Genomic DNA, 14,527 nt, shown 5'->3' with positions numbered 1-14,527 from the left:
GACCGCTGCTTTTCCGATTACAAGATTAGAAGCTATGTGGTATAGTGATACTCGACATAGATTGAGTAATCTCTGTTTCGACATGAGGCAATCGTTTTTTCTATATTTCTATTGCGTCTATAGAGAGTATGTGGATGTCAATAAATAGCATCCGCATCATATACTACTTCAGACAATGGAAATTCGGAAAGTGCAGGTTACGGGAGGGTCATCGTATGTGATTTCCCTGCCGAAAGGTTGGGTCCGCCAGCAGAAGATTGAGAAAAATGATCCGGTAGGTGTGATTGCCCAGGCTGATGGGACCCTGCTTCTCACACCGAATCTGATGTATGATAATACAACGCGGGTGAAGGAGTTTTCCCTGAAAGATTATCCTGATCCAAACATGCTTCTGCGGTCTCTTATTGGTGCATATATTACGGGTTTTACGACGATTCGTGTAACGTCTGCGGGACGGATTCCGCCGAAAGTCCGGCAAGTGGTGCGGAAGTTTACGCAGATGACGATCGGCCAGGAGGTTGCGGAAGAAAGCGACAACAGTATTATTCTGAAGGATATTTTGAATCCCTCGGAGATGCCGTTTGAGAATACGATTCGGCGAATGTATGTAATCGTGAAGGCGATGCATGAGGACGCTTTGTATGCTCTTGAGCAGGGACGCCGCGAACTTGCTGAGGATGTTTCGGCACGTGATTCGGATGTTGATCGGCTGCACTGGTTGGTTCACCGGCAGTTTTCTTTGATTGTAACGAACCCTGCTCTGTCGCGGAGGATGGAGATTACTCCTGCAAAAGCTGCGACCTATTATCAGATCTCGCGAATTATTGAACGGGTGGGTGATCACGCGGTGGCGATTTCTGAGGCAGCTCTTGTTCTAATCGATATGCGTGTTGACCACACGGTGGTTGCGAAGGTGACAAAAGCGGGCGAGGCGTCACTTGAGATCTTTAACCGGAGTATCAAGGCAATTTATGCGAACAGTATTCCTGAGGCGAACGCGATTATCGATGCTGCGGATGAGCTGAAGCCTGAGTATCATACACTTTCTGCGATCACGCAGAAGATGAAGGTAAAAGAGGCTGTTGCGATGACGACGATTGCAAACAGTATGCATCGGATGAGTGAGTACAGTTCTGATATTGCGGAGATTATGATCAATCAGATGGTTGGTTTTGATTCGACGTGAGGGGCGCGTGAAAATATTTTTCTGAAACGCGAATCGCATGCCTGCGGCCTGCTCACCACTTCGCGGAATAAAAAAATCGCCAATGGCGATTTTTTCAGAAATTACTAAAATTATTTTTTTGGACGATAGATAGAAATTTTTTATTTGCGCTATTCGCGTTTCGAAATATTCGTCACCGCGAATTTTTTTTCTGAAAATTTTTTCCAAAAAAAAATTGTGACGAAATATTTTCACTGCATCGCATTGTCAACAAATAATTTTGGATGCAATGCCATTCTAAAGGCAACTCCCAAATACTTTTCTCGCCAATATAGTTATCACGCAACCAAAATTTGTTTATTATAAGTTAGCCCGCAGATACCTTGTGTTTGTTGCGGGCCTGTTTGTTATGGCCTTGGGAATTTCTCTGTCGATTAAGGCCAACATGGGAATTACCCCGATCTCAAGTCTGCCGTATGTGATAAGTCTCGGTGTGCCCTTGACGGTTGGAATGCTGACGATTCTTCTGCATGCATGCTTTCTTTTGATCGAGTATCTGCTGATGCGAAAAGAGTTTGAGCTTATCCAGCTGCTTCAGCTCGTTGCCGCAATGATCTTCGGTGTGTTTATCGATCTGACGCTGTGGGGATTTACCTGGCTGGTCCCTGTAAGTTATGTCGAACAGCTCCTGCTTGTCGTGATAAGCTGCGTGCTGCTTGCTATCGGCATCTGCTTTGAAGTCGCACCAAATGTTCTGGTGATGGCAAGCGAAGGAATGCTTACGGCATTCTCCCGCAGGTTTAAGGTGGAGTTTGGTACGGTAAAAATCGGGCTTGATGTGACGCTCGTGATTCTGTCGGTCGTTGTGTCGATGCTGATGTTCTCAACCGTGTATGGTGTCCGCGAAGGAACACTGATTGCGGCAGTGCTTGTCGGAGTCTGCATCAAGCTGGTGAAAATGCCGGTCTACGCAATGGTGGAGAAATTTATCAGATAATTTTTCTGTGCTCAAGAGAGAACAACCCATTTACCGGTTTTATCTGAACCGTATCGTGCCACCACATTTTTTTCCTTGAGGGAAGCAAGGCTACGGGTAATTGTCGAACGGGAGTATCCGGTCTTTTTCATCAGTTCCTGAATAGTAATATTCTCGTTATTTCTTAGATGCATCAGAACAAACCGCTCTTTCTCGGAAAGATTTACAGTCTCAAATACATTCTCATTTACGGTGTCAGATACAGTATCATTTACAGTCTCATAGATCCGCATTTTTCTGATCTCTTTTAGAGAACGTTCGAGGACCTCAAGCATAAACTCAACAAATACAGTACAGTTTCCGGTTTTTCCCGCATCACCAAGAGCTGCGTAGTAACGTTCCTGATATTTTTCTATGAGGGATTCCACCGGTATCCAGGCAAACAAGGGTTTCCATTTACTCAGGATCAACGTCTGCCACATTCTCCCCATCCTTCCGTTTCCATCGACAAACGGATGGATGAACTCAAACTCCACATGAAAGACGCAACTCTTTATCAGAGGATGAACATCCGAACTTTTACACCATGCCAAAAGATTTGCCACCTGATCAGGAACGAGTTCTGCTGGTGGAGCCATATGGACGATTTGTGTTCCTGCAAAAACTCCGACACTTGTCGTCCGAAACATTCCCGACTCATGAACAAGATCCATCATCATAATTTTGTGAGCCTTCAACAGATCCTCCACGCGATAAGGATTGAGTGTCAGAAGCAGATCATATGCTTCGTATGCATTCGTGACCTCACGGATTTCCTTCGGTGGACCGAGAACATGTTGTCCATTGATGATCGCAGTAACCTGTGCAAGCGTCAGCGTGTTGTTTTCAATGGCCAGTGATGAGTGAATTGTTCGTATCCGATTATTTCTCCGAAGATACGGACTTTTGTTCACAGCCCCAGCTGTGGACAATGTGCCAACCAGCTCACTGATGGTTGCAATGCGATCGATCATCGCATTCGTAATAGTGAAGGGCGGTGTGTAAACAGACGGAGACATTTTCATTGGAAGAATGTATGATTATGTTACCAATTGGCATGGAAAAATAAGAGAGTTTCGGTTTTGGTGATCTCAAGCTTAAATTCGTTTATTGACATCTGTTCTTTGTCGCTCGCACCTGTCTATCATGACTGTTACAATTAGTAACAGTGTGCGAAAGCTAAGTTACAAATCGTAACATCATCAACATTTCTCTGTTACAATCTGTAACATATATATGGAAACACCGCTGATCTCTATCACAATGCCAACAAAGGTCATCCGCCTTGACGAGGACGCCATCGCCATCTCTCTCAAATATGGGAAAACACCCAGCGAAGGCATCCGCGCTATGGAAGCAAAACTCTTGGAAATAGATCAATCTGCAAAATCAATCGATATGAAAGCACTCGAAAAAATGATCCGCTCCTGCGTTCGTGATGAACTCGAAGTACTTTCGCGGGGATACTGAATGGAGTTTCGCGGCTGGATCGAAAGAGACGGGCACATTCTCACCCGCACGGAGATAGAATCGATCACTCCTGCGTCTCTGCAAAAATGCGGCGGAGAATTTTTTCTGCGGAACGATCTCTTCACCGCTCGGGACTGTTACGGCATCATGCCAGCTCCGGTCGCGGAAGGAGTGATCAGTTTCTCGGACGAGGAACTCCACATCCATCCCGAAGTTCCGGATCTTTCTCTGGAGGACGCAGTATGCGAGGCGGTCAGGCTTCGGGCTGACAACCGCGGCGAAGCCGCGGTCGTCACCCTCTCGGGCGGCGTCGACTCAACTCTGATAGCAGTCCTTGCTGATCTCCCCTGCATCGCCGTCGGTCTTTCTGACTCGCACGACCTCGCCGCAGCTGCGGACGCTGCTGACAGACTTGGCCTTCGACTGAATGTTTGCGAGATAGCTGAAGATGATATCGAAGAAGCCCTGCCAAAACTTCTCTCTGTCCTTCCCTCAGCAACAGCAATGGACATCGAGATAGGCCTCGCCGGATACTTCATCGGTCGCGCCGCAAAAAATTTTGGCGCAGAAAAAATTCTCACCGGCCAGGCAGCCGACGAACTCTTTGGCGGCTACGCACGTTACGGCAGAAGTCCAGACCTCCGGTCTGATCTCGCCAAAGATTTTCTCGAACTCGCGTCTCAGCGTGCCCGCGACGCGGCTGCCGCCGGATGCTTTGGCGTCTGGTACTCCATGCCGTACATGGACGAACGCGTCATCAAAGTCTCACGAAAATTTTCCGACGACGAATTAGTGAGTGGCGACCAGAGAAAAATTGCCCTTCGAAAAGTTGCTGAAAAATATCTTCCAAAAGACATCGCATGGAAACACAAGAAAGCCATGCAGTATGGGACCGGCACGACCGCAGCACTCAAACGCATCGCAAAGAAAAATGGATGCTCTGATATCGGCGAGTACGCCAAAAAAATTAGGAGTTTCCATACAGATGTTTTCTGACCCGCTCAGAAAGCGAACTCTCCCTTCTTTTCAGAACCGTGAGATCGATCGTCTCCCCTTCCCGGTACGACGAGAACAGAAAATACAGAAACTCGCTCGTCAGATCCATCGACTGCGTCCTGAACCGCACCTCAACGGTCGTGTCCCCGACAAATCCTTTGATCGAAAACCAGTCAGGTTTCTCAAACGTGTAAAATCCCTGGCCGAGGTTGGGTATCGTCTCAACTTTTCCGAAGTTTTTCAGATACTGGAAAAATCCTTCCGTAACCGGAGAGTCCAGCTGATACTCCTTCATGAACGAGCCGTCAGCACAGTACTTATGCTGAACGGATCTTTGAATTCGCATTCTCTGCGACCTCCAGAATTGCCTCTGCCGCGGTCCGGCATTCTTCATCAGTGGTGAAACAGGAGAGACTCAAGCGGACAGAGCCCTGTCCGTCATCAAGGATCTTATGGACGAGCGGGGCGCAGTGGAGTCCGGTTCGCACAATTATATTGTAGGCTCTCGCAAGAATGAATCCCACGTCATCGTTGGGAACATCCCGGATGTTGAGAGAAATTACCGGCAGGTCAGGGTGATGATTGTGGATGATGATGTTCTCTTCCTTTGCAAGTACTTTGATGATGGATGATGTCTGCTTTTTTGCCTGATCTTGTATTGCGGCAACACCCTTCCGTTCAACGAACGCCACTCCTGCGGCGAGAGCGGCGAGGCCGGGATAGTTGTGGGTTCCTGCCTCGAACTTCTCCGGCATCGTGCGTGGGTGAAGGAGCGACTGCGAGTTTGTGCCGGTTCCGCCAAATTTTGTCGGGGCAACTTCGTCAGGATTTTTCAGATAAAATCCTCCGGTTCCCGAGACGCCGAGAAGTCCTTTGTGGCCGGTAAACACAAACGCGTCGATTGGCAGGTTGCTGAGTGAGATTGGAATGTGGCCTGCTGTCTGGGCTCCGTCCACGATGAAGAATACTCCGTGGTCTTGGAGTGCTTCGCCTATTGCCTGAATGTTCTGTACGGAACCGAGAACATTGCTTCCATGGGTCATGACCATGAGTTTTGTGTCAGGTGTGAGGGCGTCTTCGACAGTTTTCGGGCTGACTGCTCCGCCAGTGAACGGGAGAATGTTGAGTTTGATGCGGTTTGCCTGCTGATATTCGTGAAGCGGCCGAAGGACTGAGTTGTGATCAAGGGCGGTGGTGAGGACGCGGCAGGTATCCTGCCGACCAGCAAGAAATCCTGCTATCAGCATATTCAGGGAGGCTGTTGCGTTCTCTGTGAAGATGATGTTCTCAGGATTTTTGGTTCCCAAAAATCCTGAGACCTTCTCTCTGGCAAGAGTTACGTAATCCTTCCCTTGCGTCCCGGTCGTCCGGCCTGAGCCGAACACCGGCAGAGAAAGTGCGTCAGTCATCGCTTTGAGAACTTCGGGAGGTTTCGGCCAGCTGGTTGCGGCATTGTTGAGATAGATGAGTGGTTTGGGATCTCCGGCCATTTTTCTTGGAGAGTATCGTATCCGAAACTCTATAACTGTTTCGTCGGGATGTTTTGTTCGGTAAACGCGAATAGCACGAATAGCGCGAATAAAAAAATCGCCAATGGCGATTTTTAGGAGATTAATAATGTTATGTAATTTTTAAATAGATCTATCCGTTCAGAAAGGCACAGATAATTTCTTTTTGAAAAATCGTCATTGACGATTTTTTTTATTCGCGATATTCCGCGAAGCGGTGAGCAGGCCGCAGGCATGCGATTCGCGTTTTTTGCATAAAATCAAAAAATGTAACAATCTCAAGGTTTACCAATCCTCAGAACAATGAGAATGTATGGCAAAGTACAAATGCAAACCCTGCGGCTACATTTACGATGAAGAGGTCGGAGATGTGCCAAATGTTCCTCCAAAGACAACGTTTGAAAAAATTCCTGACACATGGGAGTGTCCTGTTTGCGGCGCCGGAAAAGAGTCTTTTGTGCAGGTTGAATAAAAAAATTTATGCAGGTAAGCAAACACTTTACCATTATCACCGACAAAAGGGATAGCATGGCAAAGTACGTTTGTGTCACCTGCGGCTACATATATGATGAGACCAAAGGAGCTCCACCCGCAGTTCCGGCGGGAACTACTTTTGAAAAAATTCCCTACACCTGGGTATGCCCGATGTGCGGAGCATCCAAAAAATATTTCGCAAAAAGAGGATAACTCTTTTCACTTTTTATTTTATCATCGTTTTTGCAATACGGCGCTTTGGTGAAAGAATCACCGCTGCCGCAAATACCAGGGCAAACAGCACCGCAGAAAATGGTGCGACCGGCAGATTCATCGAAAAAGAAACAAACGTTCCGCACAAACTGACGATTGCAGCAATAACTGGTGACACAATCATCATCTGTTTGAGTGTTCCGCAAAACTGGTACGCAATTGCCGCTGGCGTCACCACCCACACGTACAAAAGCAGACCCCCGACAATCGGAAGTGTCAGAGCAACCATCAGGGCAATCATAAACAGCAGGGCATACATCATTGGTTTGGTACGAATTCCGGCAACCTCAGCAATCTTTCTGTTAAAGATCATTGCCGAGATCTCCTTATAAAACATCATAACAAACACAATCACCACCAGCATGATGATGAACAGTCCGTAAATTTCCTCACGATACAGAGAGATCACACTGCCGAACATCAAAGCAGTCGCATTGTAGCTGATACCAAGCTGCTGCATCCATGCATAGAAAAATATAGCAACAGCCATCATCGATCCAAACAATACTCCAAGCGTTGTATCGGTTGGCATACGGGATTTTTCAGACAATGGTCCGAGAATAAATGCAAGCAGAACACTTCCGATAAGTGCTGCTATGGTCATATCAATGCCGAAAAACATGCCGACAGCAGCTCCCGCAAATGCCCCGTGCGCCATCGTAAATCCTATCGAGGATATCTTCATCTGCGTTATGAGTACCGCAAGAATTGCACAACCAACCGAAGCAAAAAGCATCGCCTCGACTGCATGGCAGATCATATTGTTGGGGATCAGAAATTCAAGCATTTGAATCCTCCGAGCTCTGGCGAACAGTTTCCTGAACCTGTTCCGAGGGTACAATTTTGTTCAGCACAACTGATCCGCCTTTCATCACCACAACGCGGACGTCTCGTTTTGGCAAAGCATCGAATGCATGGGAAACTATCACAACAGTAATTCCTGCATCCGCGACATCACAGAGTATGTCACAAACATGCTCACGTGTTGCCAGATCCAGATTGCTGAACGGTTCGTCTAACAACAGAACATCAGGATTTTTTGTCAGGTTGTGAGCTATTAGGACTTTCTGCTGCTGACCGCCGGATAATTTGCCGATATGTTTCTTTCGCAGATCAGTAATTCCCATTTGTTCAAGTGATCGGTCGACAGCTGCAAAATCCTCAGTGCCCGGTCGTCTGAAAAATCCCAGTAGTCCATAGCGACCTATCAGAAGAACCTCTTCAACGGTGAAGGGAGTGTATGGATCAAAATCAAAGTTCTGAATAACATATCCCAGTTTTTTGCGCATCTCCGGTCCACTCTTCATCACATCAAGACCGCAAACAGTAACCGATCCTGAGATTATCGGCAGAAGCCCTGCGATGGTTTCAAGCAGTGTCGTTTTTCCCGCACCATTCGGACCTCCGACGATTACAAACTCACCTTTGCCTATGGCGAGATCGATATCATGAATCACCGGATGGGCAGCACCTTCGTACGTTGTCGTGACGCTGTTCATCTGGATGATCGGATCATCCATTCAAAGTTCCTCGACCTTGAACAATTCCTGGTCCGGCATAGAGTACATTGCCTCGGCAAAGTTTTCGAGAGCAAGTTCTTTGTCAACATTATCAAACTCTGACCGCCTTGAGAGATATGATCCCTGTTTCAAAAGAATCGCACCACCATCTGCGTGGCGAAACATAACAGAGATATGCGGAGACACGCTGAGTTCGATGTTTCGTTTGCCGAACGTGCAGCCTGAGCCAATCTGAACGCCGTCTATAAGACATGACTCCGGCGGTTTGCCGGAACAGTAGACGGTTGCGAACAGAGCAAAGGGATCGTTATCAAAATGTTGAAGAGCAAACCTCCCCATTCGGTATCCGAGGACAATAAAGGGGCCGAGGTGTCCGTGAAATTTTGCGAGCTCTTCAACGGTGTATTCCCGGGACAGTTCCATGTATCTGCAGGACTCATGCCATTTCATATGGCATACTTTATTTTTGAGAGATATAAAGTATGCAGAAATTATATTTTCGTAGTAAAAAAATAGAGTTAGTTTCTCCTGAGAAGGAGGGCAGCACCGAGAATACCGACAAAGGCAAGGCCGGGACCAACTGGAGATTGTGTTGTTGTTGGTGTTTCAGAGGGGGATGCAAGAGAGAGGATGAGATTTTTGTTGTACGCATAGTAGTCGAAAATGGTATCAACGTTTTCAGCTGATTTTGGAAGATTGAGGAAGATAATTCTTTCACAGGGAACTCCGGTATCTTTGAGTGCCTCGTGTACTCCAATGCCCATGTCAGATCCTGCGACAATGTTTTCGATGACAACTATTTTTCCAATAGAAGAGTTTGCAGCAATGGATTTGTACTTGTTCGGATTTTGATGGATATCATCGATCAAATCCTTTGCTGTTGTCGGATCAGGGTAGGAGTTAATGCAGTCCATGCCAAGCCAGTTGACTGCCTGATTTTTGATCCGGAAGTGGCAGATAATGGGAATGTTTGAGAGGATATCTTGTTCGTCTGCGGAAAGTTTTGTTTCTTCGGATATTTTCTTCAGATAGGTATTGAGATTTTTCTGATACACCGATGCGTTGAGAGAATCAGCGGTAGAGAGGAGGTACGTAATTGTTTCGCTGTATCCCTGGAGAACTTTCGGATTGTCGTAGGCGACGGTTACATTCGGAACTGCATCTTTGGAGACGTTGCTTAAGAGAAGCCAGTCAGTGTCTTCATCGAAATTTTTTTTGCGGAACTCAGTTACTTTGGTGATGACTGTTCCGTCCATTGATCCACCCTGTCCAAGGAAGATGTCGGCAGTTCTGATGAACTCGCTGTTCTGCTGAAGCAGGGCATCAATAGTATCACTGGAGACGTGAACTGCCGCGGGTGGGGCAACGTACATGACGATGACTGAGTCTCCGCCGATTTCCCCCGCCACATCCCAGAGATTTGGCATGGTTGTTACAATGTTTACTGCCGAAACACCAGGCACAAGAAGACCAAGGGCGAGGAGCAGTGTAAGAAAAACCACCAGTTTTTTCATATGTAATCATTGGTGCAAAATTGATATAAATGTATCATACGTATTTTTTTATTCGTATCACGATTGGTGATGAGTTATTTTATTTAAGTTGTGTGTGCATCCCAATGCCTTTAGAGAGACTTGTGTAAATAGAATTGACTCTGTAAAAATATGGTGGAGGAGATGTTGAGAAAAAACATGGAAAATGATCTGGTCCGCACTAAAGATGGAATAACTCACTGTTATCTCTACATCGCAGTAGAGTAAAGGGGATTTATACCCCTTTTCGATACAGACTGTATGAGTAGGCGAACGGAATCGCAACCATCACGATAATTGCGCTCATCAGTACCGCAAACATCCACGCGGGCGTGAGGAACGCAGACAAAATCAGCACAACTCCGCCTGCCATCCAGAGATATCCTGCAAGCCGATGTGTTCTGTTCCAGTTTTCCTCGCTGTTCAGTGTCCACGGCAGGCGAATGCCGACAGTGTAACTCTGTTTTGATTTCGGCAGAAAATTTCCTATCACCACAAATATCATACCGATAACAATTGGGATCACCACATTGATCGGGACATCCATGCCGAGTCCTGCAAGAAGCGTGAGCGACATCACGATTATGCCAATGATGGGAATTATCCATTTGCTGAATGCGACCAGCATCACGGAAGCATTGTTGATCTTCGGATCCGTCCGAAGCACGAACTGGAGAAAAATGTTCAGACCGCAGAAGAGCAGCGGCATGCCGAAGAGCACGATATTTTTTGGTGCGTAACCGTCCGGCTGGCCTGACGCGTTCCAGTGAATGATAAGCTGGTCCGGCAGCTGGTCGTAGAGCACAAGACCAGGAATAATCGGCAGAAGGCAGACGATTGAAGTAAGGATCAGGGTCAGGTCAAGATTTTTCATTCGGGTTTTCCTCTTTGAACTGTGCAATCCAGAACATCAGTTCCTCAAAGACTGAGATGTTGAGTTCATAGTACACGAAATTTTTTTCTTTGTGTTCCAGTACAAGACCGGCTTTTTTGAGTTGGGAGAGATGGTAGGAGATGGTGGCGTTTGTCATCGCAAAGTTTGCGGCGACCTCCCCGGCGGACATCCGGCCGGATTTGAGCATGACGAGAATTTTCCGTCTCGCAGGATCAGAGAGAGCTTTGAAGGTTTCCGGAAATCCCATTGCGTGCCGCCTTGGGTATATTTTCTGTCTGGAATGTATTTAGATATTTTTCTAAATAGTTTGCAGGGTTAGTGATAGAAAAATTATTTCTGTTGTCTGAAGTTATTCTCTTGAATATTCCATGTTTTTTCCAAGGAAAGCGAGATTCTGTGTTTTTCTCGGAGCTACGCGTGTTTCATGGTTGCTCCAAATAAACCGGAGACAAAAATCCCCATGAAAGAAAATCAATTTTTGTTCGAAAAATTCTTTCAAAGCCCCAGATTTAATAGGACTCCCGCCAAACAAATACCAATCAAACGCTGACATTTTCCTAAGGGAGCAGATACAAAAAATGGGCATATATTTTGAAGTAATCCACAAAGACATCGCAGGACGCGTCGGCAAACTCAAAGTCGGCGACAAAACCATCAAAACCCCGGCACTCCTGCCGGTCGTCAACCCCCACCTGCAGATAATTCCGCCGTCCGAGATGAAGAAGATGGGCGTGGAAGGAATCATCACCAACGCCTACATCTTCTCCAAGAGCGAGGAGTACTGTGACCAGGCGCTCGAACGCGGACTGCATGATGTCCTCGACTTCGACGGCCTCATCATGACCGACTCAGGATCATTTCAGATGTCGGTCTACGGAAGTGTGGACATCACTAATGAGGAAACGATCTCCTTCCAGCGTGATATCGGCTCTGACATCTGGGTGCCTCTTGACATTCCGACGCATCCGGACACCGACCGCGAAGAGGTCATTGCCCAGATGCAGATCACCATGGACCGGATGCGTGAGGCAAAAGAGATCTTCGGACCCGACGCACCGCTCTCAGGACCGGTCCAGGGAGCAGTCTTTGAAGACCTCCGCGAGTCCGCAGGCAGAGCGGTTTCTGAGATGGAGTTTGCCTACTGTCCGGTTGGGGCGGTCGTCCCGTTAATGGAATCCTACCGGTACCGCGAACTCGTCGACGTCATCATCGCCGCCAAAAAAGGTCTCAACCCGGGAGCATGCGTCCACCTCTTCGGCGCAGGACACCCGTCCATGTTTGCCCTCGCGGTAGCTCTCGGCTGTGACGTCTTCGACTCGGCAGCCTACGCACTCTACGCAAAAGAGGGACGCTACATCACGCCGTCCGGCACCCTCAAACTCGAAGAGATGAGCGAGCTTCCCTGCGCCTGCCCGGTCTGCCGCTCGCACACCGCGGACGAACTCAGAAAATCTCCCGACAAACAGAAGCTCCTCGCCTACCACAACCTCGCCGTCACCATGGCAGAGATCTCCCGCGTTCGTGCGGCGGTTCAGGAAGGAACCCTCTGGGAACTCGTCGACGAACGTTGCCGTGCACACCCGAGGCTTCTTGACGGATACCGCAGACTGCTGGACCGTGCGGCAGAGCTCGAACACCTCGACCGTGCAACCAAACGCAGATTCTTCTATCGCGGTTCAGAATCCTGCGACAGAACCGAGGTCAAAAAGTATCATGAGATGATTCCACGAGTAAAACTCGCGGAGGTCTCTTTGATTGATGCCGGAGGACCGATTCCCTCACGCTTCGCCGAAGTCATTGGATTCAAACCACCGTTTGGTCCGGTGCCGTACGAGCTTGCCGAGACTTTTCCGGTCGGTCCCTGCGAAATCCCGTCCTGGGATGAGGTCATGGTTGCCTATGGCATCAAAGGTCTTGCCGCACTTCTCGCCACCAACCCTGACACCAAAGTCACCATCTCCACAACAGAGAAGTGGGCACCTCAGTTCAGAACCGCATTCCCTGACTGCGAGGTCATTGTATGAGCGTCTTTGACGCGAGAGTCCGCGACGGCCTTGCCAGAACCGGCATGCTCCGCGTCGGTGACGAAGAGATAAAAACTCCGGCAGCAGTCGACATACTCAGGCTGTTTCCCTCGCTGCTGAATCGGCCGTTCACCAACCTCCCGCTTTCCGCACCAAAGTCTGACGCAGACAAATATTATGTGGCTGGTAAAGATCCGGTCTCCTTCCATCCGTTTGCAGACTGCCCCGCAGAGTCCGGCGACGTCGTGATGGTTCCCGGCTGGCGGTCGGTCCTCGGAAACGCCCGCAGATATGTGGAGTATCTCTCTCCGCTTTTTGCAAGAACTCCGCCAGACACTGCCCGCTACTCTCCGGCATCCGCACTTCCGTCAAATGTTGCGATGCTGATAGCGACCGGTTTTGATCTCTTTGATTACACCGCAGTCGATCTCGCCAGCATCCAGAAAAAATTCTGCATGACCGAAGGCGAGTTCGATGCATCCTATATGGAGAAGGGCGTCTGCGGCTGCGAAGGATGCAAGGCAGGCGACCTTGCTCTGCATAACAGACTCGCTCTCGACCGCGAGATTGCTGTGGTGAAAACATGGATCGAGTCAGGACAGATTCGCGAGCTGATTGAGCAGCGATGCAGACTTCATGCCGAACAGGTAGGCCTGCTCCGTCATCTTGACCGATCGCCAGTCACCTCAGCCGCTCTGCCTGCTGTGCGGTCCTCACATTTCATGGCAAACTCCGCCGAGTCCATGACGCGACCGGAGATTGCATTCTTCGAAGACCGCGTGGTGAACAGATTTGTTCCTTCGCGAAATGATGTCTGCGTCCTCCTGCCCTGCGCCGCACGAAAACCCTACTCGCTTTCGAAAACTCATCAAAAGTTTCAGAGAGTTGTCGAAGGTCGGGCACACGAGGTCATCATCACCTCGCCGTTGGGTGTCGTGCCCCGCGAGCTTGAACTTCTCTATCCTGCCGGCCACTATGATGTACCGGTAACCGGATATTGGGACCGCGAAGAGTCGGCAATCCTTGTCGAGTACGTTGCAGCATATCTTGCAAAGCATCGTTACGAACAAGTCATCTGTCATCTCGAAGGAGGAGCAAAAGCCGTGGCAACTGCTGCTGCAGAAAAAGCGGGCGTTGTTCTTGAACACACCTGCAATGACGACCGCCCCTCTTCCCCAGACTCGTTGCGGGCGCTGAACAATGCCCTGCACGACTGCCGCAAACGCCGCTCCGACCCCATTCGCGGAACGCTTGCCTGGCAGTTCGGCGAACTTGTCGATACGAAAGGATGGATAACGAAAGGCAGGTATCCTGAACAGAAGATCTTTGACAAAAAACAGCAGATATTTTCCATCGACAGCTCGACCGGCCTTCTCAGACCGACGATGGAAGGCTGGCAGTTCATCTCCGGTTACCGCGTTACGATCAGCGATGGTTTTGTGCCGCAGGGAGATATTCTTGCGCCCGGTATTCTGAATTGTGATCCAAACATTCGTGAAGGCGATGAGGTCTATGTGACCGGTTCGGGGTATCTTGCGACCGGAAAAGCTGCGATGAGTGCTGATGAGATGCTTCGCTCTTCCCGCGGCGTTGCCGTCCGCGTGCGCAAGACAAAAAAGATGTGAACCTTTGGTTAGATCTTAATCTTCAAATAC

General features: G+C 48.6%; 17 protein-coding genes. 8 read left to right on the top strand and 9 right to left on the bottom strand.

Translation table 11 applies throughout. The features are described 5' to 3' along the window. Positions 1–175 precede the first annotated feature (175 nt). Both McpCs1_RS04620 and McpCs1_RS04615 read left to right on the top strand, forming a co-directional pair. A complete protein-coding gene (locus McpCs1_RS04620; RefSeq protein ID WP_338096091.1) occupies positions 176–1,186 on the top strand; it encodes a PhoU domain-containing protein in 1,011 nt (336 codons plus the stop codon). A 364-nt stretch (positions 1,187–1,550) separates the two neighbouring features. After that, positions 1,551–2,162: a YczE/YyaS/YitT family protein gene (locus McpCs1_RS04615; RefSeq protein WP_338096090.1), complete on the top strand. Its 612-nt coding sequence runs from the start codon at positions 1,551–1,553 to the stop codon at positions 2,160–2,162. 11 nt (positions 2,163–2,173) lie between these two features. Here the strand turns inward: McpCs1_RS04615 and McpCs1_RS04610 are convergent, their stop codons facing one another. After that, positions 2,174–3,154: a Fic family protein gene (locus tag McpCs1_RS04610; RefSeq protein WP_338096089.1), complete on the bottom strand. Its 981-nt coding sequence runs from the start codon at positions 3,152–3,154 to the stop codon at positions 2,174–2,176. Positions 3,155–3,443: 289 nt separating this feature from the next. Here McpCs1_RS04610 and McpCs1_RS04605 point away from each other — a divergent pair, with 289 nt between their 5' ends. Together McpCs1_RS04605 and McpCs1_RS04600 are read left to right on the top strand one after the other, a co-directional pair. Continuing rightward, a complete protein-coding gene (locus McpCs1_RS04605; protein WP_338096088.1) occupies positions 3,444–3,650 on the top strand; it encodes a hypothetical protein in 207 nt (68 codons plus the stop codon). After that, complete coding sequence (locus tag McpCs1_RS04600; protein WP_338096087.1) at positions 3,651–4,646, top strand: asparagine synthase C-terminal domain-containing protein; 996 nt, start codon at positions 3,651–3,653, stop codon at positions 4,644–4,646. Here the strand turns inward: McpCs1_RS04600 and McpCs1_RS04595 are convergent. Further along, entirely contained in the window at positions 4,618–4,992 is a 375-nt protein-coding gene (locus tag McpCs1_RS04595) for a hypothetical protein (protein ID WP_338096086.1), read from the bottom strand. The two genes, McpCs1_RS04600 and McpCs1_RS04595, sit on opposite strands and share 29 nt — an antisense overlap. Beyond that, positions 4,964–6,136, bottom strand: coding sequence for an aminotransferase class V-fold PLP-dependent enzyme (locus McpCs1_RS04590; protein ID WP_338096085.1), 1,173 nt, complete (start codon positions 6,134–6,136; stop codon positions 4,964–4,966). The genes McpCs1_RS04595 and McpCs1_RS04590 overlap by 29 nt, the downstream gene beginning before the upstream one ends. Positions 6,137–6,467: 331 nt before the next feature. On the opposite strand from McpCs1_RS04590, the gene McpCs1_RS04585 reads away from it, so the two are divergent. After that, positions 6,468–6,626, top strand: a complete 159-nt coding sequence (locus McpCs1_RS04585) for a rubredoxin (RefSeq protein WP_338096084.1) — start codon at positions 6,468–6,470, stop codon at positions 6,624–6,626. Between the two features lie 56 nt (positions 6,627–6,682). Next, positions 6,683–6,841 (top strand): rubredoxin, encoded by a 159-nt coding sequence (locus tag McpCs1_RS04580; protein WP_338096083.1) that lies wholly within the window; start codon positions 6,683–6,685, stop codon positions 6,839–6,841. Positions 6,842–6,854: 13 nt separating this feature from the next. Here the strand turns inward: McpCs1_RS04580 and McpCs1_RS04575 are convergent, their stop codons facing one another. The 6 genes from McpCs1_RS04575 to McpCs1_RS04550 form a co-directional block, all read right to left on the bottom strand. Continuing rightward, positions 6,855–7,688 (bottom strand): metal ABC transporter permease, encoded by an 834-nt coding sequence (locus tag McpCs1_RS04575; RefSeq protein ID WP_338096082.1) that lies wholly within the window; start codon positions 7,686–7,688, stop codon positions 6,855–6,857. Continuing rightward, entirely contained in the window at positions 7,681–8,421 is a 741-nt protein-coding gene (locus McpCs1_RS04570; RefSeq protein ID WP_338096081.1) for a metal ABC transporter ATP-binding protein, read from the bottom strand. Before McpCs1_RS04570 ends, McpCs1_RS04575 begins: the two co-directional genes overlap by 8 nt. Next, the gene (locus tag McpCs1_RS04565; protein WP_338096080.1) at positions 8,422–8,871 is read right to left on the bottom strand and encodes an FmdE family protein; all 450 of its coding nucleotides are present in this window, start codon (positions 8,869–8,871) and stop codon (positions 8,422–8,424) included. Between the two features lie 68 nt (positions 8,872–8,939). Then, positions 8,940–9,935 (bottom strand): metal ABC transporter solute-binding protein, Zn/Mn family, encoded by a 996-nt coding sequence (locus tag McpCs1_RS04560; RefSeq protein ID WP_338096079.1) that lies wholly within the window; start codon positions 9,933–9,935, stop codon positions 8,940–8,942. 253 nt (positions 9,936–10,188) lie between these two features. Continuing rightward, positions 10,189–10,827 (bottom strand): SdpI family protein, encoded by a 639-nt coding sequence (locus McpCs1_RS04555; RefSeq protein WP_338096078.1) that lies wholly within the window; start codon positions 10,825–10,827, stop codon positions 10,189–10,191. After that, a complete protein-coding gene (locus tag McpCs1_RS04550; RefSeq protein ID WP_338096077.1) occupies positions 10,814–11,095 on the bottom strand; it encodes an autorepressor SdpR family transcription factor in 282 nt (93 codons plus the stop codon). The genes McpCs1_RS04555 and McpCs1_RS04550 overlap by 14 nt, the downstream gene beginning before the upstream one ends. 331 nt (positions 11,096–11,426) lie before the next feature. Here McpCs1_RS04550 and tgtA point away from each other — a divergent pair, with 331 nt between their 5' ends. Further along, on the top strand, positions 11,427–12,872 hold the full coding sequence (gene tgtA / locus McpCs1_RS04545) for a tRNA guanosine(15) transglycosylase TgtA (RefSeq protein ID WP_338096076.1): 1,446 nt from the start codon (positions 11,427–11,429) through the stop codon (positions 12,870–12,872). Next, a complete protein-coding gene (gene arcS / locus McpCs1_RS04540) occupies positions 12,869–14,497 on the top strand; it encodes an archaeosine synthase subunit alpha (protein ID WP_338096075.1) in 1,629 nt (542 codons plus the stop codon). Before tgtA ends, arcS begins: the two co-directional genes overlap by 4 nt. Positions 14,498–14,527 lie beyond the last annotated feature (30 nt).

Origin of the sequence: Methanorbis rubei (assembly GCF_032714495.1) — an archaeon.
Classification (GTDB): domain Archaea; phylum Halobacteriota; class Methanomicrobia; order Methanomicrobiales; family Methanocorpusculaceae; genus Methanocorpusculum; species Methanocorpusculum rubei.
The sequence above is the reverse complement of the archived record's forward strand: the minus strand, read 5'-3'. Positions and strand labels throughout refer to the sequence as shown.

Coding starts and splice junctions, on each gene's coding strand:
- McpCs1_RS04585 (WP_338096084.1), top strand. CDS start 6,468: ATGGCAAAGTACAAATGCAAACCCTGCGGCTACATTTACGATGAAGAG.
- McpCs1_RS04600 (WP_338096087.1), top strand. CDS start 3,651: ATGGAGTTTCGCGGCTGGATCGAAAGAGACGGGCACATTCTCACCCGC.
- tgtA (WP_338096076.1), top strand. CDS start 11,427: ATGGGCATATATTTTGAAGTAATCCACAAAGACATCGCAGGACGCGTC.
- McpCs1_RS04555 (WP_338096078.1), bottom strand. CDS start 10,827: ATGAAAAATCTTGACCTGACCCTGATCCTTACTTCAATCGTCTGCCTT.
- McpCs1_RS04575 (WP_338096082.1), bottom strand. CDS start 7,688: ATGCTTGAATTTCTGATCCCCAACAATATGATCTGCCATGCAGTCGAG.
- McpCs1_RS04580 (WP_338096083.1), top strand. CDS start 6,683: ATGGCAAAGTACGTTTGTGTCACCTGCGGCTACATATATGATGAGACC.
- McpCs1_RS04620 (WP_338096091.1), top strand. CDS start 176: ATGGAAATTCGGAAAGTGCAGGTTACGGGAGGGTCATCGTATGTGATT.
- McpCs1_RS04590 (WP_338096085.1), bottom strand. CDS start 6,136: ATGGCCGGAGATCCCAAACCACTCATCTATCTCAACAATGCCGCAACC.
- McpCs1_RS04595 (WP_338096086.1), bottom strand. CDS start 4,992: ATGCGAATTCAAAGATCCGTTCAGCATAAGTACTGTGCTGACGGCTCG.
- McpCs1_RS04570 (WP_338096081.1), bottom strand. CDS start 8,421: ATGGATGATCCGATCATCCAGATGAACAGCGTCACGACAACGTACGAA.
- McpCs1_RS04560 (WP_338096079.1), bottom strand. CDS start 9,935: ATGAAAAAACTGGTGGTTTTTCTTACACTGCTCCTCGCCCTTGGTCTT.
- arcS (WP_338096075.1), top strand. CDS start 12,869: ATGAGCGTCTTTGACGCGAGAGTCCGCGACGGCCTTGCCAGAACCGGC.
- McpCs1_RS04550 (WP_338096077.1), bottom strand. CDS start 11,095: ATGGGATTTCCGGAAACCTTCAAAGCTCTCTCTGATCCTGCGAGACGG.
- McpCs1_RS04610 (WP_338096089.1), bottom strand. CDS start 3,154: ATGATCGATCGCATTGCAACCATCAGTGAGCTGGTTGGCACATTGTCC.
- McpCs1_RS04605 (WP_338096088.1), top strand. CDS start 3,444: ATGCCAACAAAGGTCATCCGCCTTGACGAGGACGCCATCGCCATCTCT.
- McpCs1_RS04565 (WP_338096080.1), bottom strand. CDS start 8,871: ATGAAATGGCATGAGTCCTGCAGATACATGGAACTGTCCCGGGAATAC.